This is a genomic window from Paenibacillus thermotolerans, from assembly GCF_028745515.1.
GTDB classification, from domain to species: domain Bacteria; phylum Bacillota; class Bacilli; order Paenibacillales; family YIM-B00363; genus Paenibacillus_AE; species Paenibacillus_AE thermotolerans.
In genome coordinates, this window is record NZ_JAQZSG010000031.1 from 1 (window position 1) to 20,556 (window position 20,556).

At 56.3% G+C, this 20,556-nt stretch carries 17 protein-coding genes; 4 read left to right on the forward strand and 13 right to left on the reverse strand.

The annotated features are described in order from the left end of the window. Positions 1-389 precede the first annotated feature (389 nt). From PT964_RS20705 to PT964_RS20760, 12 genes are all read right to left on the reverse strand, one after another. Complete coding sequence (locus PT964_RS20705; protein WP_274365258.1) at positions 390-1,352, reverse strand: AAA family ATPase; 963 nt, start codon at positions 1,350-1,352, stop codon at positions 390-392. A 142-nt stretch (positions 1,353-1,494) separates the two neighbouring features. After that, entirely contained in the window at positions 1,495-2,292 is a 798-nt protein-coding gene (locus PT964_RS20710; protein WP_274365259.1) for a phytanoyl-CoA dioxygenase family protein, read from the reverse strand. A 196-nt stretch (positions 2,293-2,488) separates the two neighbouring features. Beyond that, on the reverse strand, positions 2,489-3,091 hold the full coding sequence (locus tag PT964_RS20715) for a peptidylprolyl isomerase (RefSeq protein WP_274365260.1): 603 nt from the start codon (positions 3,089-3,091) through the stop codon (positions 2,489-2,491). Positions 3,092-3,208: 117 nt separating this feature from the next. Continuing rightward, the gene (locus PT964_RS20720; RefSeq protein ID WP_274365261.1) at positions 3,209-5,734 is read right to left on the reverse strand and encodes a transglycosylase domain-containing protein; all 2,526 of its coding nucleotides are present in this window, start codon (positions 5,732-5,734) and stop codon (positions 3,209-3,211) included. Between the two features lie 124 nt (positions 5,735-5,858). Further along, positions 5,859-6,098: an RNA chaperone Hfq gene (gene hfq, locus PT964_RS20725; protein WP_274365262.1), complete on the reverse strand. Its 240-nt coding sequence runs from the start codon at positions 6,096-6,098 to the stop codon at positions 5,859-5,861. 37 nt (positions 6,099-6,135) lie between these two features. Further along, positions 6,136-7,074, reverse strand: coding sequence for a tRNA (adenosine(37)-N6)-dimethylallyltransferase MiaA (gene miaA, locus PT964_RS20730; protein WP_274365263.1), 939 nt, complete (start codon positions 7,072-7,074; stop codon positions 6,136-6,138). After that, a complete protein-coding gene (locus PT964_RS20735; RefSeq protein WP_337995054.1) occupies positions 7,071-7,859 on the reverse strand; it encodes a class I SAM-dependent methyltransferase in 789 nt (262 codons plus the stop codon). Before PT964_RS20735 ends, miaA begins: the two co-directional genes overlap by 4 nt. After that, positions 7,860-9,911, reverse strand: coding sequence for a DNA mismatch repair endonuclease MutL (gene mutL / locus PT964_RS20740; protein WP_274365264.1), 2,052 nt, complete (start codon positions 9,909-9,911; stop codon positions 7,860-7,862). A 71-nt stretch (positions 9,912-9,982) separates the two neighbouring features. Continuing rightward, on the reverse strand, positions 9,983-12,604 hold the full coding sequence (mutS, locus tag PT964_RS20745; RefSeq protein ID WP_274365265.1) for a DNA mismatch repair protein MutS: 2,622 nt from the start codon (positions 12,602-12,604) through the stop codon (positions 9,983-9,985). Between the two features lie 68 nt (positions 12,605-12,672). Continuing rightward, positions 12,673-14,121 (reverse strand): putative amidoligase domain-containing protein, encoded by a 1,449-nt coding sequence (locus PT964_RS20750; protein ID WP_274365266.1) that lies wholly within the window; start codon positions 14,119-14,121, stop codon positions 12,673-12,675. Between the two features lie 204 nt (positions 14,122-14,325). Further along, positions 14,326-14,907: an outer spore coat protein CotE gene (locus PT964_RS20755; protein WP_274365267.1), complete on the reverse strand. Its 582-nt coding sequence runs from the start codon at positions 14,905-14,907 to the stop codon at positions 14,326-14,328. 180 nt (positions 14,908-15,087) lie between these two features. Next, the gene (locus tag PT964_RS20760; RefSeq protein WP_274365268.1) at positions 15,088-16,596 is read right to left on the reverse strand and encodes a carboxypeptidase M32; all 1,509 of its coding nucleotides are present in this window, start codon (positions 16,594-16,596) and stop codon (positions 15,088-15,090) included. A 162-nt stretch (positions 16,597-16,758) separates the two neighbouring features. On the opposite strand from PT964_RS20760, the gene PT964_RS20765 reads away from it, so the two are divergent. Then, positions 16,759-17,121, forward strand: coding sequence for an iron-sulfur cluster biosynthesis family protein (locus PT964_RS20765; RefSeq protein ID WP_274365269.1), 363 nt, complete (start codon positions 16,759-16,761; stop codon positions 17,119-17,121). Here the strand turns inward: PT964_RS20765 and PT964_RS20770 are convergent. Next, on the reverse strand, positions 17,075-17,602 hold the full coding sequence (locus tag PT964_RS20770) for a DUF309 domain-containing protein (protein ID WP_274365270.1): 528 nt from the start codon (positions 17,600-17,602) through the stop codon (positions 17,075-17,077). The genes PT964_RS20765 and PT964_RS20770 overlap by 47 nt on opposite strands. 109 nt (positions 17,603-17,711) lie before the next feature. Here PT964_RS20770 and PT964_RS20775 point away from each other — a divergent pair, with 109 nt between their 5' ends. The 3 genes from PT964_RS20775 to PT964_RS20785 all read left to right on the forward strand — a co-directional run bounded on the left by PT964_RS20775 (position 17,712) and on the right by PT964_RS20785 (position 20,513). Further along, entirely contained in the window at positions 17,712-18,152 is a 441-nt protein-coding gene (locus PT964_RS20775) for a hypothetical protein (RefSeq protein ID WP_274365271.1), read from the forward strand. Then, entirely contained in the window at positions 18,152-18,430 is a 279-nt protein-coding gene (locus tag PT964_RS20780; RefSeq protein ID WP_274365272.1) for a DUF2653 family protein, read from the forward strand. The genes PT964_RS20775 and PT964_RS20780 overlap by 1 nt, the downstream gene beginning before the upstream one ends. 151 nt (positions 18,431-18,581) lie before the next feature. Beyond that, positions 18,582-20,513: a glycosyl hydrolase family 18 protein gene (locus tag PT964_RS20785; RefSeq protein ID WP_274365273.1), complete on the forward strand. Its 1,932-nt coding sequence runs from the start codon at positions 18,582-18,584 to the stop codon at positions 20,511-20,513. The last annotated feature ends 43 nt before the right edge of the window (positions 20,514-20,556 follow it).

Here is a 20,556-nt window from a genome sequence, read left to right on the forward strand (position 1 = left end):
GAGAAGTTCATATCTGAACTCATGATTTAAAAGCTGACTTACTTTTATAATGTTACCGCGATGACTCGCAGCAACAGCGTATGCACTCGTTGTTCAGTTTTCAAGGAGCAAGCTTGTCTTACTCGTCTCCCGCCACCTTTTCAGCGACAGGAATTTCAGTTTATCACGTTTCAACGAACCGCGCAACCTTTATTTTTTACCATATCGGTTCGCTTTATTCATGAGCTTCGTGATTGCCGTCGCTCAATCGCGGCCACAAGAATAGAGTTTACCACCCTGGAAGCCGATAATCAACAGGTAATAAATTACAGCGAGAATACGCCGTACCTCGGCAAAAACAACTGAGCCCTTCCCGCGCCGGGAAGGACTCCGTAATAGAGCAGCCTTACTCACGACTGCCGTCGAATATCTTCGGGACGAAGCGTCATCAGCTCCTGCTTCGAAGGGACGGTCGGATATTGGTGCAGCAGCCGGACCGACTGATTGCGAATCGCCTTATCCAGCATATTGCGCACAAATCTCGCATTGCTGAACGACCGCCAAAACACCGCCTTCTCCTCCATAAGCAGCTGCTTCATCTTCTGCGTTGTGCTCGGCAGCAGCACGTAATCCCGCTCCTTCGACATAAGCTCGCCGATCATTAAAAGCTCGTCAATGGTGTAGTCGCCAAAATCGATCTGAATCGGAAACCGCGAAGGAAGCCCGGGATTCAGCTCCAAAAACTGCTCCATTTCGTCCGAATAGCCGGCCAAAATGAGGACAAAATCTTCTCTGTGATCCTCCATCGCTTTCACTAAGGCATCGATCGCTTCTTTTCCGAAATCCTTCTCGCCCCCGCGGGCCAAGCTGTATGCTTCATCAATGAACAAAATGCCGCCTAGCGCCTTTTTGACCAATTCCCTTGTCTTCAATGCCGTATGTCCGATGTACTCGCCGACAAGGTCGGCGCGCTCCACCTCAATAAAATGCCCCTTGGTCAATACGCCCATACGATGAAACAGCTTTGCAATGATTCGGGCGACGGTCGTTTTTCCCGTTCCCGGGTTCCCTTTAAAAATCATATGGTATACGTGCGCTTTCGTTTGCAGTCCGGCATCGGCCCGATATTGGGAAACCTGCAGCAAGGCATAAATTTCGTAAACAAGCTCCTTCACGTTATCCAAACCGATCATGTTGTCAAGTTCTCGGAAAATATCGCCGAAGGGGCTTTGCAGCAACAATGTTTTCGGATGAACCGCAGGGGTGGGTTGCGGCGCATGGACAGGGGCCGTCTCTTGATTCCGGAGTACGACTTGAATTTTTCGGGAACGTTCGATATTGCTCGTTTCTTTCAAGCTTACGCGGTTCGTCATGGGCTCACCTCATTCAGTAAGGTGCTAGCATTATACGCAAAAGCCCAGAAATCTGTGAACGGTGTGGGCGTTTAACTATATAAATATGACGACCCCGCCCATTTTTATGTTGAACAAGGTAACAAAATAAATAGTTCAAACATTACAGGCAGCCCGGGTATTGCCGTCCCCTTACGAGCAAATGCGGATTTTTCGGCGAACCGCCGATTCCTTTCGATTTGGCGTCGGCATAGTGCAGGACGTACGCCCTCCGGTGCCGGTCGGACGTATGATTGTTGCCGGAACGGTGCAGCAGACGGCCCGGGAAAAAGACCGCATCCCCCTTCTTCAACTCGCAGGCGACCTCCGCTTTCCCCCGCGCGCTCATTACCTCTAAAAAATGAACTCTCTGCTTCGGATCGAGAGGCGTTTCATGCGGGTGAATCTCATCCTTCTGGCTGCCCGGTACGACATGCAGGCAGCCGTTCGCAATGTCGACATCGTCGCAAGCGATCCATACGGCTGTCAACGTATCCGGTTCCGTCTTCAAATAATACGAATCCTGATGGTAAGGTTGTCCCACCCCTAAATTCGCAGGCTTATCGATATACATGCTTTGAACGCATTTAATATCGGGACCGATCAAGTCGGTCAACGCATCCGCAATTTTGTCGTGCATCGCATAATAACGAAATACGAGATCGGTCTGATGCATGGAATGGCCGATTTTAAACAAATAGTCGGGGTTGGGCCGCTCCGGGGATACGTAACCTTTCTCCACCGCCTCGGGCTCGTACCAAATTCCGTTGCCGTCGGCCAAATTGACTTTTCCGAGCACGACATCTTCGGCTCTGACGATAATTTCGTCGCATTCTTCATCGCTCAGCAAATTTCTTACGATCAAATACCCATGTTCCTTATAAAAGTCGATGTCCGCTTTGGACAATTTCGGCGAGTTCATCGGCAGCCCTTCTTTCATAAATCGAATGTTCGGATATCGAAACTGTAATCATTCTTCGGCTTGTTTACAATAGAGGCAACAGGATGTTTCATAGACAAATTTGATAAAATGTTCCCGCAAAAAGAAAGACAGCCGTCCGCCAAAGGTTCACCGCTAATTCCAGCGCCCTCCGGTACACAACTGTCCGTGTGATCCGTTACTTTTCCGTTATCGTAACCTTCTCGATCTTCACATGCTCCAGCGGCACGTCTCCGTTCACCGGCGTGTTTCCGATCGCCAGCACCGTATCCATACCGTCCTTGATTTTTCCGAAAATCGTGTAATCGGGTTTGTCGTTCAGCGTTATACTCGCTTCGCCCGTGCAAACAAAAAACTGGCTGCCGTTCGTATTTGGACCGCTGTTCGCCATAGCGACAATGCCCGGTTCGTACTTGTGCGGGCTGTTCAGCTCGTCTTCAAATGCGTAGCCCGGTCCGCCGTAGCCCGTGCCAGTCGGGTCACCGGTTTGGATGACGAATTCCGGAACGATACGGTGGAATACGATTCCCTCAAAATAGCGGTGACGCGCAAGAAAAACAAAGTTGTTGACCGTAACCGGGGCATCCTCGGCAAACAGTTCGATCGTAAAATCGCCTTTGGTCGTTTCGATTTTAGCCTCATACGTTTTGTTCGTGTCGATTTCCATTTCGGGCGGCTTCTCAAAGCTCGTTTGCCGCTCCGGCTCCTTCTGCCCGCATGCCGCCGCAAGCAGCGCCACCAGCACCAAACATAAAGTTAACCGCAACAATCTCTCCATCATAACTCCCCTTTTTTTGTCTGTTTTGTCCACCATCCACCATTGTAATCGGCAACCGCCGATTTCACAACGAGCAAAAAAAAGTGCGGCCGGGCATTCGCCCAAGCCGCACCTATCCCCTTATAATCCGGCCGGCGCATCGATAATTTCATCGACGATCGTTCCATCGCCTTGCGCGCCGCCATTATCGGTACCGCCGGCATTCGGCGTTCCCGGTGTTTGACTGCCGGTACCGCCGGTACTGCCGCCCGTACTCGTGCCGCCGCCATTCGTTCCGGTACCGGAACCGCTGCCCGTTCCGTTCCCGTTCGTAGCGCCGCCGCCGGTGCCTCCGTTATTGGTGCCTTGGCCGCCGTTTGGCAGCCCGTTATCGCCCGTGCCGCCCGGAGTCGTCCCGCCGCTACCGGTGCCCGTATTCGGATCTTCCCCGCCAGGCAGCACATCGTCTAGATCAGGCAGATCCAGTCCGCCGTCGGTTCCTTCGCCTTCCGCAGGAACGGTGATTTCAACCGTGTTCGAAGGCGCGCTCTCCAGCTTTCCGTCCTCCGTAACGACTGTTACATAGTACTGGTACGTCTTCCCCGGCTCGAGCGAAATATCGACGACCTGCGTCGAATCCGTAGGCACAATCATCTGGAACGCTTCCTCCGAAGCTTCTTTGCGATACAGCTTGTATTCCGCATTTTTTTCCGTCGATGCGGTCCAAGAAAGCGCCGCTTCCAAGCGCTCCGCATCGTACATGCCCTGCAAATCCTGAATCGCCGCCGGCGGCTTCTTCGCATCTTCAATGCCTTCCGGACGCGTAAAGGATGTTTCCTTATGACCTTTCAGCGCTTCGCTCATGACCTTCGCAAACATTTGCGCCGCCACGCCGCTTCCGGACTTCACAAAGTGCTCCTTATCCGTCTCGTCGAAGCCCATCCAAACGGCCGCCGCATATTCCGGGGTGTAGCCGACAAACCAAATGTCCCGGTTGCCGCTCGAATCCTTCACCCCTTTAATGCCGAGCTGCGTCGTACCGGTTTTGCCCGCGAGCGGACGGCCGAAATTCGCTTTCACGCCTGTGCCGCCCTTTTGGACGACGGATTGAAGAAGAACGGTCGTGTAGTAAGCCGTTTGTTCGCTCATCACTTTCTTAGCGGACGGCTTATAGCTGAACAGCTCGACCCCCGCCGAATCCTCGACCTTCGTAATAATATGCGTTTCGGCAAGCTTGCCGCCGTTGGCGAAAGCGCCGTATGCGCGGGCCATTTCGAGCGGCGACGCGCCATGCGTCAAGCCGCCCAGCGCAATTGCCAAATTTCGGTCCTCAGGCGCAAGGTCGATTCCAAGGCTCTCTACAAATTTCATTCCCGTTTTGACGCCGATTTCGTTCAGCAGCCAAACGGCAGGCGAGTTGATCGATTTTTTTACCGCTTCGAGCATCGTCACTTCGCCGGCGTATTTGCCGTTCAAGTTTCTCGGCTTATAGCTGCCGTAATCCGTCTTCTCATCCTTGAGCATAGAATACGGCGTATATTTTCCCGTCTCCAATGCAGGAGCGTATACGGCAACCGGCTTGAAGGAAGAGCCGGGCTGGCGGTTCGCAAGCGCGCGGTTCAACCCTTTGGCCACATAATCGCGGCCGCCGTTCATCGCCGCGATGCCGCCCGTCTTCACGTCGACGATGACCATTGCCCCTTGAGCTTTCTGTTTCGGCCCGTCCTCGGGGAACAGCTCCGGATTCGCAAATGCGTTGTCCATCGCTCTCTGCGCCTGACTGTCGACCGTCGTATAAATTTTATATCCGCCGATCCTCAGCTCTTGCTCGGAAAGGCCGGTTACTTGTTCGGCCTGCGACAAAATATAATCTCTAACCGCCGAAGCGGATTTATTCGTCGTCGCCGACGGTTTCCCAAGCTCGCTGTTCAGCGCCTCGCGGCGTTCCTGCTCGGTGATGTAGCCTTGATCCTCCATCAGCTGAAGGACGATTGCGGCCCGCTCCTTTGCCTTGACCGGGTTGTTCGTCGGAGAATACGTCTCCGGCGCTTTCGGGATGCCGGCCAGCACCGCGATCTCAAGCAGGTTCAATTGTTCCAAGTCGGATTTGCCGAAATGGTATTTCGCCGCCGCTTTCACTCCGTACGTACCGTTGCCGAAGTAAATACGGTTCAAGTACATTTCCAATATTTGTTCCTTGGTGAAATTGTTCTCCAGAGCCAGCGCCATCGACATTTCCGTCGCTTTCCGGAAAAACGTCTTGTCGGCAGTCAAGAACATATTTTTCGCTACCTGCTGGGTGATGGTGCTGCCGCCCTCCACCAGATCCCGATGAAGAATATCTTTATAAATTGCGCGTCCGATCGACCATAGATCGATCCCGCTATGTTCGCCGAACCGCTGGTCCTCCGTCGCGACGACCGCTTCCTCCAGCTTATCCGGAATTTGATCCAGCGTGACGAGCTCGCGGTTTTCCACCAGCAGCTTCGTCATTTCTTTCCCGTTCTTGTCGTACACGATCGTCGCTTCGGCCATATCGAGCTTGCCGAGGTTTTCCATCAGCAGCTTCTGACCGTTCAAATAAATAACCGCATACCCTACGATAAACAGCAACAGCCCTAACGTGACGATCGACATAAACCCGAACAGCCATTTACGCTTTTTCACGTTTGACCACCCCTCATCCCATGTTGCACCTTTTTTTCTCTGTTGAAATAAAAGAACAACCCGAACGGGTTGCTCCGGTGCACTTATTTAGACGTAACAGCCTGCAAAAAGTTTCAACTAACCATTACCCTTCACTGCTTGTCTCGTATGCGAGCGAAACGTTGCGCTGAGGCTGGAACGTGGAGATCGCATGCTTATAGACCATCTGCTGGCGGCCTTCGCTGTCGATGACAATCGTGAAATTATCAAAGGCGCGGATAACGCCGCGGATTTGGAAGCCGTTCGTCAAATAAACGGTTACCGGGATATTCTCTTTGCGCAGCGTATTCAAAAACGTGTCCTGAATATTAATGGTCTTGTTCATTAGTGTATCCCCCTATGCCCTGGCGGCAAGTTGATTTCTACGGCAACTGATACGTTGCGGATATTATATCATTAATTTCGTCCATATGTGTACCAAAATTTGCATCCGTCACATCGATCCAATGGATTTGCGGCATCGTTCGGAACCATGACAGCTGCCGCTTTGCAAATCTTCTCGTATTTCGTTTCAAAAGGGTAACCGCCTCGTCCAAGGACATGTCGCCCTCCACATATGCGGCGATTTCTTTATAGCCGATCGCTTGCATGGATACGAGGTCCCTGCCGTACCCTTTGCCGAGCAGATTTCGAACCTCTTCCACCAAACCTTCTTCCACCATGGCATCCACGCGTTGTTCGATTCGCTCATACAGCAGCGCCCGGTCCATCGTCAGTCCGATCATGATCAGATCGTAAGGTGACTGCTTTTCCCGTTTGGCGGTCTGTTCGGCAAGCGGCCCTCCGGTAAGCTCTATAATCTCGAGCGCCCGAATGAGCCGCTTCCGGTCATTGGCGTGAATGCGGGAGGCGGAGACCGGGTCCCGCTCGGACAGAGCCGCGTGCAGCGCGGCCGTTCCGCGCTCGTCCGCGAGTGCGCTCCAACGCGCTCGAACCTCCTCGTCACCGGGGGCGTCGGTAAACTGATACCCGTACACAACGGACTCGACATAAAGCCCGGTGCCTCCGACCAGGAGCGGGGTACGGCCGCGGCCGTTTATTTCGGCGATGAGCTCCCTTGTGCGGTCTTGGAAATCCGATACCGCGAACGGCTCGTCGGGATTGAGGATGTCGATCATATGGTGCACGGCGGCGGATCGTTCCTCGGGCGTCGCCTTGGCGGAGCCGATATCCATGCCGCGGTACACTTGCACGGAGTCGCCGGATATGATTTCCGACGGCAGCAGCTTCGCGACGGCTAAGCTGTATTTGGTTTTTCCCACGGCTGTTGGGCCGACAATTGCAATCAGACGCTGCTTCAAGTCAAAATCACTCCGTATGCGATCTTCGATTGGCTGCGCGAGTCGACCGAGAACCCCAAACGCTCGAACTCCCCGGAATCCCGCAATTCTTTAAGGACGACGCATTTGCGGGCAACCCGGCAAGCTTCGCGCACCGCTTCATGCGAGAGCGTCCGTTCGTCGGCCAGCGCCCGAAGCGGCGAAATGCCGGAGGACGCATGGACCGGATCACGAAACATCGGGTCGAAGTAAACGATGTCGGCGCTTCGGTCCGGAAGAGCGGCCAAGTAGGCCAGATGATCCGCATGAACGGCGCGAATTCGCCGCATCGCCTCCGTAATCGGCTCAAGCTCCGCCGTATACGACCGCAAGCCTGCGGATACGACATAATAAAGCGGAAATCGGCTCTCGAGCGCCGTTACTTCCGAACGCCCGGCCCCGGCGTACGAAAACACGATCGAATCGGAAGCGAGTCCCGCCGTGCAATCGAGCACCGCATCTCCCGGCTCGAAGCGGCATGCCGCAAGCATCGCGTCCTTCTGTCCGTCCATCATCCGCTTGATGCGGACGACGCTTAGTCCCGGATGAAAGAAGAACGGCTTTCCGCCGGCGCCGCCGGTGTGCCATTGGATTCCTTCCTGGCCGACGACGACCAGATGCTCCGGGGCATACCGGCTTTCGAGCTTGGACAGCGACATTCCCCGTCTTGCGACCCATTGGCCGCCAAGCTCGGCAGCCGCCTTGCGGGACCGTTCGATCAGCTCCGGCGGCGGGTCATATGGCGTTGTAACAACGATTTGCTGCAATTACATCACTCGCTTGAACATTTTCTCCAAATCCCGCATCGAGAAGTGTACGACGATCGGACGGCCGTGCGGGCACGTAAACGGATTTCGGCACTCCGCCAAACGATCCAGCAGCGCCTCCATGGCGGCGATCGTCTGCGCTTGATTCGCTTTAATCGACGCCTTGCACGAGCACATGATCGCCGAAGCTTCCCTTATTTTGGCCACGTCGGGGCTTTTTTCCGAGAGCACCCATTGGGACATTTCTTCGATGAGCTCTGTTTCTTCCCCTTGCGGGAACCAATCGGGATGGGCGCGTACCTTAAAGGTATTCCCGCCGAACGGCTCCAAATAAACCCCGACCGACTCAAGCAACGGCAATCTGGAGCGAATCGTCTGCGATTCCGACGGCGTAAACTCCAGCACGTGCGACAGCATCGTCAGCTGGCTGGCGCCGGCGCCTTTGCCGAATTTCTCGAAATAGTATTCGTAATTGATTCGCTCATGCGCGGCGTGCTGGTCCACTAAATATACGCCTGTTTCGTTCTGCGCGACGATATACGTGCCGAGCGCTTGCCCGATCGGATGCAGCTTCGGAAACCGCACGGCGCCTTCGTCCGACTCCGCTGCTCCCGGCGCCGCTTCGCGGACCGCTTCCCGCATCGGCTCCTGACGGGCAGCCCGTTCGCCGGCGGCAGTTTGCTCAGGCGAGTCGGCGGCCGCCGACGGAACGGCAGGCGCTGCCGGAGCCATCGCTTGGAGCAAGCGCGTCGCTTCGGACGGCGTCAGCTTGCGCTCCGTCTCGGCGGCCCGCAGCTCCCGCGTCCTTGTTTCGCCGCCGTAGGAGGGGCGCGAGGCCGTCTGCGGCGGGGGCGAGAACGGAGCCGTGTTCGATAGCGGAGCCGATGGTGCCGAGGGTGCCGACGCGGGCTTCCAACCGCCGGAGCCGGCAGGCTTGTTCCACACCTGCCCGCCGTCTCCCGGCTTCTTCGCGGGCGCTCCGTACAGCTTCAACTCTTCCTGTACGACCTGCGCCGCAGCCGGCTTCCGCTCGCGCGGCGCGGACAGTCCGCTCGGAATCAGCGTCTCGCGGCTAAGCGCGCCGCGCACCGCGGACGTAATCGATTCCGACAGCTCGAGCTCCTTGCTGAAGCGTACCTCCAGCTTCGCCGGATGCACGTTCACGTCCACGAGGCCGGGCTCCATCCGAATATGGAGCACCGCAAGCGGAAACCGGTGAACGGGCAGCAGCGTGTGATACCCGGCGACGATCGCCTGCGCGGTGCCGTAATTGCGGACGACGCGGCCGTTGACGACGACCGTAATGCCGCTCCGGTTCGAGCGCGTGACGTCGGGCCTGGCTATGTATCCGTCGATGGTGTAATCCGGCGTATCGAGCCGGACGGGAACCATGCGCTTTGCCGTCGACGTTCCGTACACCGCGGCGATCGCGTTGAGCAGCTCGCCGCCGCCGAGCGTATCGAGCAGCTGCGTCCCGTTATGATGAAGCCGGAACGCCACGTCCGGCCGGGATAATGCAAGCCGGTACATAAAATCGGTAATGTGGCCGAGCTCGGTCTGTACGGTTTTCATATATTTGAGCCGGGCCGGCGTATTGAAGAACAGGTCGTTCACGCGAAAATCGGTGCCTTTCAGCCCGGCGCACGGCTCGAACGCTTGCTCGGCCCCGCCGTCGATCGCGATTCGATAGGCGAGTCCGCCTTCTCCCGTAGAGCTGATGCATTCCACCCGGGAGACGGCGGCGATGCTGGGCAGCGCCTCGCCTCGAAAGCCCAGGCTGCGAATCGCGAACAAATCTTTGCCGGTTCGGATTTTGCTCGTCGCGTGGCGCTGAAACGCCGCCCGCAAATCGTCGGGCTCCATTCCGGAGCCGTTGTCGACGACGCGAATGAGCTTGATCCCGCCGTCCTCCACCGTGACGTCCACCGTCGTGCTGCCGGCGTCCACCGCGTTCTCCACCAATTCTTTCACGACGGAGGAAGGGCGCTCCACCACTTCTCCGGCTGCTATTTGGTTGGCCAAATGCTCATCCAGCACACGAATGATACCCATCTGTAGCGTCGACTCCTATGCGGTCATTTTCACGGTTTGCGGCCCTCCGTCGTTATAGACGGCGCCGCCGTTTATTCTTGGGCCTTTTTCTTTAATTCAAACAGCAGCTGCATCGCTTCCAGCGGCGTCATGTTGAGCAAGTCCGCCCCGATTAGCGTATCGATCATTTCCTTCGCCTTCTCGCTGCGCTTCTCCGCCTCCGGATCGCGCCACGATTGGAACAGGTCCAGCTGTTCCACCGAGGATGCGGCGGCGGATTGACGGGCGGCGGCACGAACCGTATCGCGCGCGGCTCCCCGGCCTTCAAACTCGGAAAGCAGCGAGTAAGCCCGGTTAATAATCTCATCGGGCAGTCCCGCCAGCTGAGCGCAGTAAATGCCGTAGGAGGAATCCGCCGCCCCTTTGATCAGCTTTCTTAAGAACGTCACTTGATTGCCGCTTTCCTTCACGGCCATGCAGGCGTTGGAAAGATGCTTCAGCGTCTCCTCCAGATGTGCGAGCTCATGGTAATGCGTCGACACCAGCGTCTTGCAGTGAACCTTCTCGTGCAGATGCTCGATGACCGCTTGCGCGATCGCCATCCCTTCGCCCGTCGACGTGCCTCTGCCCAGTTCGTCGATAATCACGAGGCTTTTGGGCGTCGCCTTCGCGATCATCGCTTGAATATCCCGCATCTCCACCATGAAGGTGCTTTGCCCGCCGGCCAAATCGTCCGCGGCGCCGATTCGGGTAAATACCCGGTCGATGATCGGCAGCTCCGCTTTCTTGGCCGGCACGAAGCTTCCGATTTGAGCCATGATGGAGATCAATGCGACTTGGCGCATATAGGTGCTCTTGCCCGCCATATTCGGGCCGGTAATCAGAAGCGCTCTCGTTCCTTCCCGTTCGAAGGTCGTCTCGTTCGAGATAAAGGTGTTGCTCGCGAGCACCGATTCAACGACCGGGTGTCTGCCCTCTTCGACGTGCATGTCGTACCCGTCATGCAGGCGGGGGCGGGTATACCGGTTTTCCGCGGCAACCGTCGCCAAAGACTGAAGCGCATCGATCGCCGCGATTTGCTCCGAAAGGCGCTGCAGCCTTGGAATTTCCGCCGCTATCCGCTCTCTGACCTCGACGAACAAATGGTATTCGAGCTCGACCGTCTTTTCCTCGGCTTCGAGAATGAGCGCTTCCTTCTCCTTCAGCTCCGGAGTAATGAAGCGTTCCGCCGCAGCCAGCGTCTGCTTCCGTTCGTACCTGCCCTCCGGCACCATGCCGAGGTTCGAGCGCGTTACTTCGATGTAGTAGCCGAATACCTTGTTGTAACCGATCTTGAGCGACTTGATGCCCGTCGCTTCGCGCTCGGCCTGCTCCAGCTCCGCGAGCCAGCGCTTCCCGTTCCCGCTCGCCTCGCGCAGCCGGTCGAGCCGTTCATGATAGCCGTCCTTGATGATGCCGCCCTCCCGGACGGATACGCCCGGTTCTTCATGAATCGCCTCTTCGATCAGCCCTCGCACATCTCCGCAATCGTCGGCGCCGCCGACAATATCGCCCAGAGCTTCCGTGCCGGAGCCGGCGCACAGCTCGATCAGCTGCGGCACGACCGTAAGCGTCGACCTTAGCGAGTTCAAATCCCGCGCATTCGCGGTTCCGTAAGCGATTCGCCCCGCCAACCGTTCCAGATCGTACACCTGCTTCAGCGCCTCTCGGACCTCATCGCGAAGCAGCACGTTGCGGTGGAACGCCTCGACGGCGTCGAGCCGCCGGTTGATCGCATCGACGCTGAGCAGCGGTTTGTCCATCCAGCGCCTCAGCATCCGTGCGCCCATCGCCGTAACGGTGCGGTCGAGCAGCCAAAAGAGCGAGCCCTTCTTCGACCGGTCGCGGACCGTCTCCGTCAGCTCCAAATTTTTTCGCGTGAACGGATCGAGCGTCATGTACGCGTTCGTCTCGTAAGCACGAATCGATCCAATGTGGGTTAGCGATCTTTTTTGCGTCTCGTGCAAATAAGACAGCATGAGGGAAACCGCCAGCCGCTGAACGGGGTTCAGCGCGGCGATCTCCGCGGGTGGAAACTGCTTGAGCAGCAGCGACTCGTCACCCGCCCCCGCTTCGCGCGGCGTAAACACGGCCGGCCGGGACCGTTCCGCCATCGCGTCGGACAGCAGTCCCAGCAGCGCCGCTTCGCCGACGACCTCGCTCACGTTGTACACGCTCAGCTCGTCCGCCAGCTCGGCCGGAGATCCCCCCGTTGCGGAAGTGTACAGCTCGCCGGTCGTAAGATCGCAGACGGCAAGCGCCATGCCGCCGGCGCCTCTAGCCGCCGTGGCGATGTAATTGTTCGACTTCTCGGGAAGCGCTTTGCCGTCCATGACCGTTCCCGGCGTAATGACGCGCACGATTTCCCGGCGCACGACGCCTTTCGCTTCGGCCGGATTTTCGACCTGCTCGCAGATTGCTACTTTGTAGCCCTTCTCTATTAATCTCGTTATGTATGCTTCCGCCGAATGATAAGGAATGCCGCACATCGGCACCCGCTCGTCCGCCCCGGCGTCGCGGCCTGTCAGCGTAATTTCCAGCTCTCGAGAAGCAAGCACCGCGTCTTCAAAAAACATTTCATAGAAATCTCCCAGACGAAAGAACAAGAAAGCGTCCTGCGCCTGCGCCTTGACGGACAAGTACTGCTCCATCATCGGAGTATATTTGGGTGTCATGAATGGTCAACGTCCTTTAATGCATAGATTGCCCCTATTATACCATGAAACGCCAGTTTCCCGCAGGATTAAACACGGTAAGGAGGCAATTTCCATGCAAGCCGGACGTCGCTCTGCTCGTTCCACCTCTCGCCGTTCTCCAGCTTTCGTTTCAGCTTGTTCAAATATTTCCCGTACCGCGCATAGCCGTTCGTCCGCTCCAGCTCCCGCCAAAGCCGCAAAGCGGCTTCCTTCAGAAGCTCCCGATCGCCCCGGTAGTACGCTTCCTGCAAATCCGCACGCTCAAGCGGACGCTGCCCGAGCTCGCGGTAATGATCGCAGACGGTTCGCGCAAGGGCAAGCACGCCCATAGCAAGAACCGGCGTAACGATCCACGAGGGGAGCGTCCGGTATTCGAAGCCGCCGTGAAATTGGCGGCGAAAATCTCCAAGTGCGCCGTACCGCGGACGACGGCGCTTCGTCGTTACGTCCTCCAGCAGGACGAGAGGCAGCGCAACGTAGTTGTCCATCGCCCGGAGGAGATCGCTATGCAGCCATAACCCGCTTACGTGGATATGGCCGCCCAAAGCTAGCCCGCCTGAGGGCATGCCGCCGGCAAGCCACTCGATGGTTGCGTCATCGATTTTCTCAGCGGCCAGCTTCATCGCCGCATACAAATTGCGGAACAGCTCGCTCGGCTCCGCTGCGGGCGCAGGCCTAAGCTCGGCCAGCGGATAAATAAGACGGTCGCCGATTCGTATGCTGTCGCAGCCTGCGGATCCTTTCCGCTCCAAAAAATGCGACGCCATCACAATTTTTCCGTCCGCGCCTTTCCTCCGAAGCACAAACTCCGGATCCGTACCAAGCAGGATCGGCGCGCTTTGCTGCCGCTCCCGGGCAAGACCTTCCTGAAGACGTCCGATCGCCGCGGCGAACCGGTCGACAAACTCCTCTTCGCTTGGAGGGTACGGGTTCACATCCGCTACGGCGGCAGCCCCCGTTTCGTCCGAAACGATCGTGACGATGCCGTAATCGAGTCCGAGCGAATAGACGGCTTTTATCGCTTCGCGTTCAGCCCGTGAACCGGATAAGGAACGGGACGTCTGTCCGCCGTTCCATTCGGAAAGCTCAGGATCCGACGCCGAGTGCAGTCGTTTGATCGCGCCAAGCGGGCCGCCTTGCGAGAACACTCCGAGCGACTCCAGCTGAAACACGGGAACAACGAACTGCCGCCGGATTCCGGATGAGCCTTGGACAGGTCGGAACAGGTTGACTCCGTTGCGCTTCAAGGCGGCTTCCCTGGCTTTCCTGTCGGAGGCCAATCGAACGGCCGATGCCGGCTGAAGCACGCGAACGCCATTCCAGGAAGGAGTTCCCCCCTCTTCCTCTTCCGCCGCCCCGGAGCCCTCCAGCCACCGGAGCACGTAAAGCGTCCGGCCGTCGCGCGCGCCCGGCGGCCGTCTTCCGTTCGCCACGCCGACCCGATCGAGCAGCCTGCGGACTCCCGGCTGACCCGCATGCAGCAAAAATACGTCCATTCCCGACCACTCCTACAATTCAAAAACAAAGAGGGCTACCGCCCTCTCACGATTCACCCGGCCGACATATCATGTGATAGAACCACCGGAGAACATCCGAAGGCATCCATCGTTAGGGGATCAGGGGTACCGCAGCGGTCCGTCACCTGATCTCCGTCAGTAAGTACGGAAAACTCCATGAATGCGGGTAGCGGTACCCTCTATTCAGTTTAAGTCCTCGTCGTCGAGATCGTCTTCCAGCAAATCGGCGTCAAGGTCGTCGAACTCGTCGTCTCCACCGACGAAATCGATCGATTTTTCGCCGAAGTCGTCGCAGCCGCCTGCGCATACGACCACGCATACCTTCGTCTCCGCAACCATCTCCACCTCGAACTCGCGCTCGACGCGGATCACAACGCTCTGCCCGGAGGAGGAAATATTCGCTTCCACACAGTTCGGCTCTTGCGTCGATTCGGCATACACTTCTTCCGTAGATACGCGATGCTTCGGATCCACATTGGAAAGCGGCACGAGCTCCACGTAGGAAACCGTTTCTTTGGCCACGTCCGTCTTGCGGTTGCGGTCATACGAATACCAGATGTCGATATCGTAGGAACCAACAACCTCAACGCCGTCGCCGGACCGAACCGCTTCGTACTGGTGGTTGATAATCCACGCCCCCAGGATGCTCGTAGGATGGTTTGGCGGAGTTACGGTATGAGTCACTTGAGAGAATTTACGACCTTTGCCGCAGACGGCTTTCGTAATAATCTCTCGGCATTGCAAATCTTTATCTTCTGCAATCATAATTGCAACCTCCTCCATACAATCATTCATTTCAATTGTATGCAGGACATTCGTCTATTGTGATACTTTCTTTTTCATGATTCGCTTCTTTTTCTTCCGAGCTTTCGCCGGACAAGCTTGAATACCGCCGAAACGCCAAAAACCGCCGAAGCTGTTCGGCGGCTATAGCTGCGAATCTCATTATAGATTATAGATGGTCTTGCATTTTTGCTCCAAATATTTCGTTAAATAGGAAGGATCCAACTCTTCGCCCGCTACGTTGCGGATTACCTCGGACGGCGTGAGCACCTTGCCGTGGCGGTAAATTTTGTCCGTCAGCCATTCCTTGATCGGCGAGAAATTGCCTTGCGCCACGTATTCGTCGAAAGCCGGCAGCGCGCGCTTCATCGCGTCCATCATCTGCGCGGCGTACATATTGCCCAGCGCATATGAAGGGAAGTAGCCGAAGCTGCCGCCTGCCCAATGAACGTCCTGCAGCACGCCGAGCGAATCGTTCGGCGGCGTAATGCCCAAATATTCCTTATACTTCTCGTTCCAGACGCTCGGCAAATCCTTCACTTCAAGCTCGCCGTTGATCAGCTGCTTTTCAAGCTCGTAACGAACCATAATATGCAGGTTATATGTAACTTCGTCGGCTTCGGTGCGAATCAGCGAAGGCTTCACTTCATTCACGGCGCGGTAGAAATCGTCAAGTGCGACATCCGCAAACTCGGGAACGATTGTTTGAAGCTCGCCGTATTGACGCTGCCAAAACTCATAGCTGCGGCCGATCATATTTTCCCACAAACGCGATTGAGATTCGTGGATGCCCATCGACGTTCCCGTGCACAGGTTCGTTCCGAGCAGCTCTTCGGAAATATTTTGTTCATAAAGCGCGTGCCCGCCTTCATGAATCGAGGAGAACAGCGAATTTTTCAAATCGTGCTCGTCGTAGCGCGTCGTTACCCGCACGTCGCCCGGATTAAGCCCCGTTGCGAACGGATGAGCCGTGGCGTCCAGCCGGCCCGCTTCGAAGTCGTAGCCCATTTGCTTCAAAATGTATTCGCTGAACTTTCGCTGCTTCTCAACCGGTACAAACCGGCTCATGAACGAGGTATCCGGCTGCTTCGCTTGCGCGACCGCCGCTACGAGCGGCACCATCCGGGTGCGCAGCTCCCCGAACACATCATTCAGCTTCTCCACCGTCATTCCCGGCTCGTACATATCCAGCAGCGTATTGTACTTGTCGCCCTCATAGCCCCAATAATCGATAAATTGCTTGGTAATCTCTACAACCCGCTCCAAATAAGGGCGGAACATCGCATAATCGTTCTTCGGCTTCGCTTCCTCCCAGACGGATTCCGCTTGCGACGTCAGTACGACATATTCTTGATAAAGCTGTGCGGGCAGCTTCTTGGAGCGCTCGTAATCCTTCTTGCTCTCTATGACGCTACGCTGATGCACTCTGGAAAGTCCGGCGAATGCCGACGGTTCGGACAGCGATTGGAGCAGGTCGCCCATCTCTTCCGACGTTCCCAGCCTGAAGAGCTCGGCGGACAACACGCCGATCGCTTCCGAACGCGACGCAGCGCCCTTCCGCGGCGCGCCCGTCCGCAGGTCCCAATACAAGACCCCAAGCGCCTCCTCGTAGCTTTTCATCTTCTTCATTAATTCCAAATACGATTTCAGCTTCGCTTCTACCGCTGCCATAATAGCACGTCACTCTCCTGTGTCAATGTGAATGAACCTACACTTTAAGTTGCTATTGACCCGGAAACTTCGGTTCCGGAGGTGAAAATCGGGAAAGTATCGTTATAATAAAAATGATACACCACAACTAAACGTTCAGCAACGAAAAAGGAGATGCGTTTGATGTTCATAGAACTAACCGATTCCGCTGTCAACCAATTGAAGCGACATATTCAACAGCCGACAGACCGCATCAAGCTTGTATACGACTCGGAAGGGTGCGGCTGCGCCGTCTCCGGTGTAGCTGCCGTCTGGATCACGGATCAGGAAGACGGCGACGACGTTCGGGCCGAGACGAATGCCGCCGGCCTTCCGCTTTATTATTTGGGCAGGCAGGAAGTTTTTTTCGAGGATAAGCTCCGCCTTGACTACCGGGAGGACCGGCGCGCATTCGCGCTGTCCAGCGACAACCAAATCTACGGCACGAACGTGCAGGCGGTTAACCGCCGAGCCTCGTCTCAAGCGCCTTCCTCCGCTTCTCGATAACGTCCGACCGGTCGCGCAGCATATGGCGGTGGATGAGCTCGCGGCGCTGCATATCGCTCGGGCTTCCCCAGTGGAGCCCGAGCTCGTCCGCGCGACTCCGGCATCGTTCGAAGAGAGCCTCTTCCTGTAGCGGAATATCCAAATCTTCATATAATACGCACGAATCGGTAAGCAGCAAGGCACGGCGCTCCGCGAGACGCTTCAGCCAATCGTCCGCATCGATCCCAAGCTCGCGAAGCAAAGCCGGATCGCTGTTGCGGATGCTGCCGGCAAAGCTTTTGACGGCGCCGCGGAAGTTTCCTCTCCGCTGGTGATATAAGCCGACAGCCGCTTGAATGAGCCCGACCCAAACTTGCCGGAACGGACATTCGGGATGCTCCTTCCAATAGTCCTCCAGCAGTTCGTGGCATTCAAAAAAATCCCGATCGCCGTGAAAACGGACGAGAAAATCGATATAGGCTTGGGGGTAGCGCGAGGTCAACGCATTGCCCTCCTTTTTTTGCCCATTGTACCACCTTAGGATAGAATCGGAAACCGGAGCCTACATTATTCGTATATAGTATTTGTACAAAAAAAGGAGGACATCGCAGATGTGGAAAAAGATTTTGGCGGCAATCGCAGCAATCGGCTTACTGTTCTCGGCAGCGGCTCCTTTGCTCGATACTGTCGATGCGAAGCCCAGATACAGATCGCCTTCGCGTTCTTACACGCCGGCAACCCCTAAGAAAGACGTAACGACTCCGGCCCCGAAGCGATCGGATCAGGTCAACAACGGGACAACGGCGGGCCGTCCGGGAGCAACGCCGGGAACCGCCCGCCCTTCGTTCGGAGGCAGCCTGATGCGCGGCTTAATGATCGGCGGTTTGGCAGGATTGCTGTTCGGCGGCTTATTCGCAGGTATGGGGGCGCTCGGGAGCCTTTTGGGACTTGCCGTCAACTTGTTTGCGATTTATATCTTGTTCGTGCTGGTGCGCAAAGTAATTATGTACTTTGTGGACCGTAACCGAACGAATAAAAGGCGGTATCAGTAATGGTTTTGTCGGAAGCGGAGCTTGTGAACGCCATATGCCTTCATATTGCGGAACGCAAAAGCATCCGCCCGGAAGACGTCGGCGTGGAGCTCGTGTACGACGACGAGGCGGGCTATTCCGCCGAAATCGTAGCAGCCGGAAGAGAGCAAGTGCTGATTGAAGCCAACCTGGCGGAAGCCGTAAGCCGATATATGTGGAAGGAATACGGAAAGCGGGTATACCGGGAGTCCATTTCCTTCCGGTTAGAGGATGAAATTATAACGGAAGTGGCGGTATAACGGCGCCCTGTCCGGGCCCACAGCAATGTGCGGCTTCGGCGGGGCGTTTTTCCGTTAAATGGACATAATTATTAGCGCAACAATTTCATCGTTTCCCTCGTACTAGATTGATAGAAACGAATCTATCAATACATAGGAGGGAAATCAGATTTTGTTCTCATGGAAAAGCGCGGCCAGACTGACGCTCGTCCTGTCCTTGCTTGCCGGCGCGGTAACGCCCGGCGCGGCCTCCGCCGCCGAAGATAGAACCTCGAAATATAGGGTCTATCAAAAGGATCAGACGCTGAAAGAGTTTTCCGACCGCAATCAAGCGATCGGTTACGCGAAAGCTTTCGATTATTCTTATGTGGAAGCGATCGATAACCGCGGCGTCATTTGGGACAATATGCCGAAGTTTAAAGTGTACCAGAAAGATTTCAGCAAGCCGGAATGGGAATTCGCCACGCTGAAGGAGGCTGTTTCCGAAGCAAAGAAGTGGGGCAACGCCAGCGTTCGTGAGCTGTCCTCAGGCGGATGGGTATGGGACAATTACGACAGAAACCCCGGGTTTGACCTGTATCAAGGCGAAAAAACGCTTCCGCAGTGGCATTTCGCCACATTGGACAAAGCGAAAGCCGAAGCGAAAAAATGGGGCAACGCGCACATCATCGATCGATCGAACAACCGTTGGGTGTGGGATAACATTCCGGCCGAGCAGAAGCAAGACATACGGCAAAACGGCGCGAAGCGCTACCGGGTGTACCAAGGAGCAAACACGAAGGACGATTGGACTTTCGCGTTGCTGCAGGATGCGGTGAACGAATCGCTCAAGTGGGCGGACTCCTACATCGTCAATACGGAACGGAACGACGCCGTCGTATTCCGCAACGAGCTTCGCTATGTCGTGTATCAAGGGGACCAGAAGAAGAGTTCCTTTGCAGCCCTTCCATCCGCATTGAATTATGCCGGAAAACTGGAAAACGCCCGTATCTTATGGGACGGCCGCGCAATCTGGACCAACGCCCCGTACTATCGGGTCGAACGGGACGGCGCGATGCTGAAAGAGTTTCATTCGTTCCGTCAAGCCGCCGCTTACGGCCGTTATGCGAAGAACAGCTATATCGTCACGCTGGACGGCATGCGGCTATGGGACAATTTGCGCGAGCTGATCTATTTGGGCTGGAACGGCTCGGTGAAAGCTTCGGCCATATCCGGGCAAGTGTCTCAAACGCAAGGACTCGATATCGACTCCCCTTCCTGGTTTTCGCTCGCGGACGCAACCGGGAAGCTGAAGGACGACTCCGATCCGGCCGCCTTACAGTGGCTTAAGTCGCAAGGAATCGAAGTCCACCCGCTGGTGGACAACCAGTTTAATTCGAAGCTCACGACCGCGTTTCTGTCGGACGAGGCGGCGCAGAAACGGTTTATCGACGCGCTGGTCGGACGATCGGTCGAGCTGGGGGTCGAGGGCATCAACATCGACTTCGAATCGATGGCGGCCTCCGACCGAGACAAGTTCACCGCGTTCGTCGCGGCTCTCGCCAAGGCGGCGCACGCACAAGGCTTGACGGTTTCGATCGACCTGCTGCGCGGCAGCGTATTGTGGAATCATAAGACGGCTTACGATCATGCCAAGCTGCACGAGCATGTCGATTACGTGATCATCATGGCTTACGACCAGTTCTGGAAAGGCAGCGAATCCCCGGGGCCGGTAGCGGGACTCGACTGGGTCGAAGGCGGAATTGAGGAGTATTTGTCCTACGGCATTCCGCGCTCGAAAATGATGCTCGGCATTCCGTTCTATATCCGAGTGTGGGAGCTCGACGCCGCCGGCAAGCTGGTTTCGAATCAAGCCGTTTTTATGAAGGATATCCAATCGTTCCTTGCGGACGGAACCTACACGGCCGCAATGGATCAGCAATACGGATTAATGAAGTTCGACTTGAAGAAGAACGGCAAACGGTACGTCTTCTGGATGGAAGATATCGAAACGATCGGCAAACGAATCGACCTTGCCAAGAAATACGACCTCGCAGGTGTCGCCGCATGGCGCCTCGGGTACGAACCGGCCGAGCTATGGACGGAAATGCTGCGGGCGAAGTAATAAAACAAGAGCAGCCGGTACGCCAGGGTATCCCCCTTGCGTC

Bases quoted from the DNA above. Each gene is read 5' to 3' on its own strand.
- PT964_RS20705 (WP_274365258.1), bottom strand. From the start codon at position 1,352: ATGACGAACCGCGTAAGCTTGAAAGAAACGAGCAATATCGAACGTTCC.
- PT964_RS20710 (WP_274365259.1), bottom strand. From the start codon at position 2,292: ATGAACTCGCCGAAATTGTCCAAAGCGGACATCGACTTTTATAAGGAA.
- PT964_RS20715 (WP_274365260.1), bottom strand. From the start codon at position 3,091: ATGATGGAGAGATTGTTGCGGTTAACTTTATGTTTGGTGCTGGTGGCG.
- hfq (WP_274365262.1), bottom strand. From the start codon at position 6,098: ATGAACAAGACCATTAATATTCAGGACACGTTTTTGAATACGCTGCGC.
- mutL (WP_274365264.1), bottom strand. From the start codon at position 9,911: ATGGGTATCATTCGTGTGCTGGATGAGCATTTGGCCAACCAAATAGCA.
- mutS (WP_274365265.1), bottom strand. From the start codon at position 12,604: ATGACACCCAAATATACTCCGATGATGGAGCAGTACTTGTCCGTCAAG.
- PT964_RS20750 (WP_274365266.1), bottom strand. From the start codon at position 14,121: ATGGACGTATTTTTGCTGCATGCGGGTCAGCCGGGAGTCCGCAGGCTG.
- PT964_RS20755 (WP_274365267.1), bottom strand. From the start codon at position 14,907: ATGATTGCAGAAGATAAAGATTTGCAATGCCGAGAGATTATTACGAAA.
- PT964_RS20760 (WP_274365268.1), bottom strand. From the start codon at position 16,596: ATGGCAGCGGTAGAAGCGAAGCTGAAATCGTATTTGGAATTAATGAAG.
- PT964_RS20765 (WP_274365269.1), top strand. From the start codon at position 16,759: ATGTTCATAGAACTAACCGATTCCGCTGTCAACCAATTGAAGCGACAT.
- PT964_RS20775 (WP_274365271.1), top strand. From the start codon at position 17,712: ATGTGGAAAAAGATTTTGGCGGCAATCGCAGCAATCGGCTTACTGTTC.
- PT964_RS20780 (WP_274365272.1), top strand. From the start codon at position 18,152: ATGGTTTTGTCGGAAGCGGAGCTTGTGAACGCCATATGCCTTCATATT.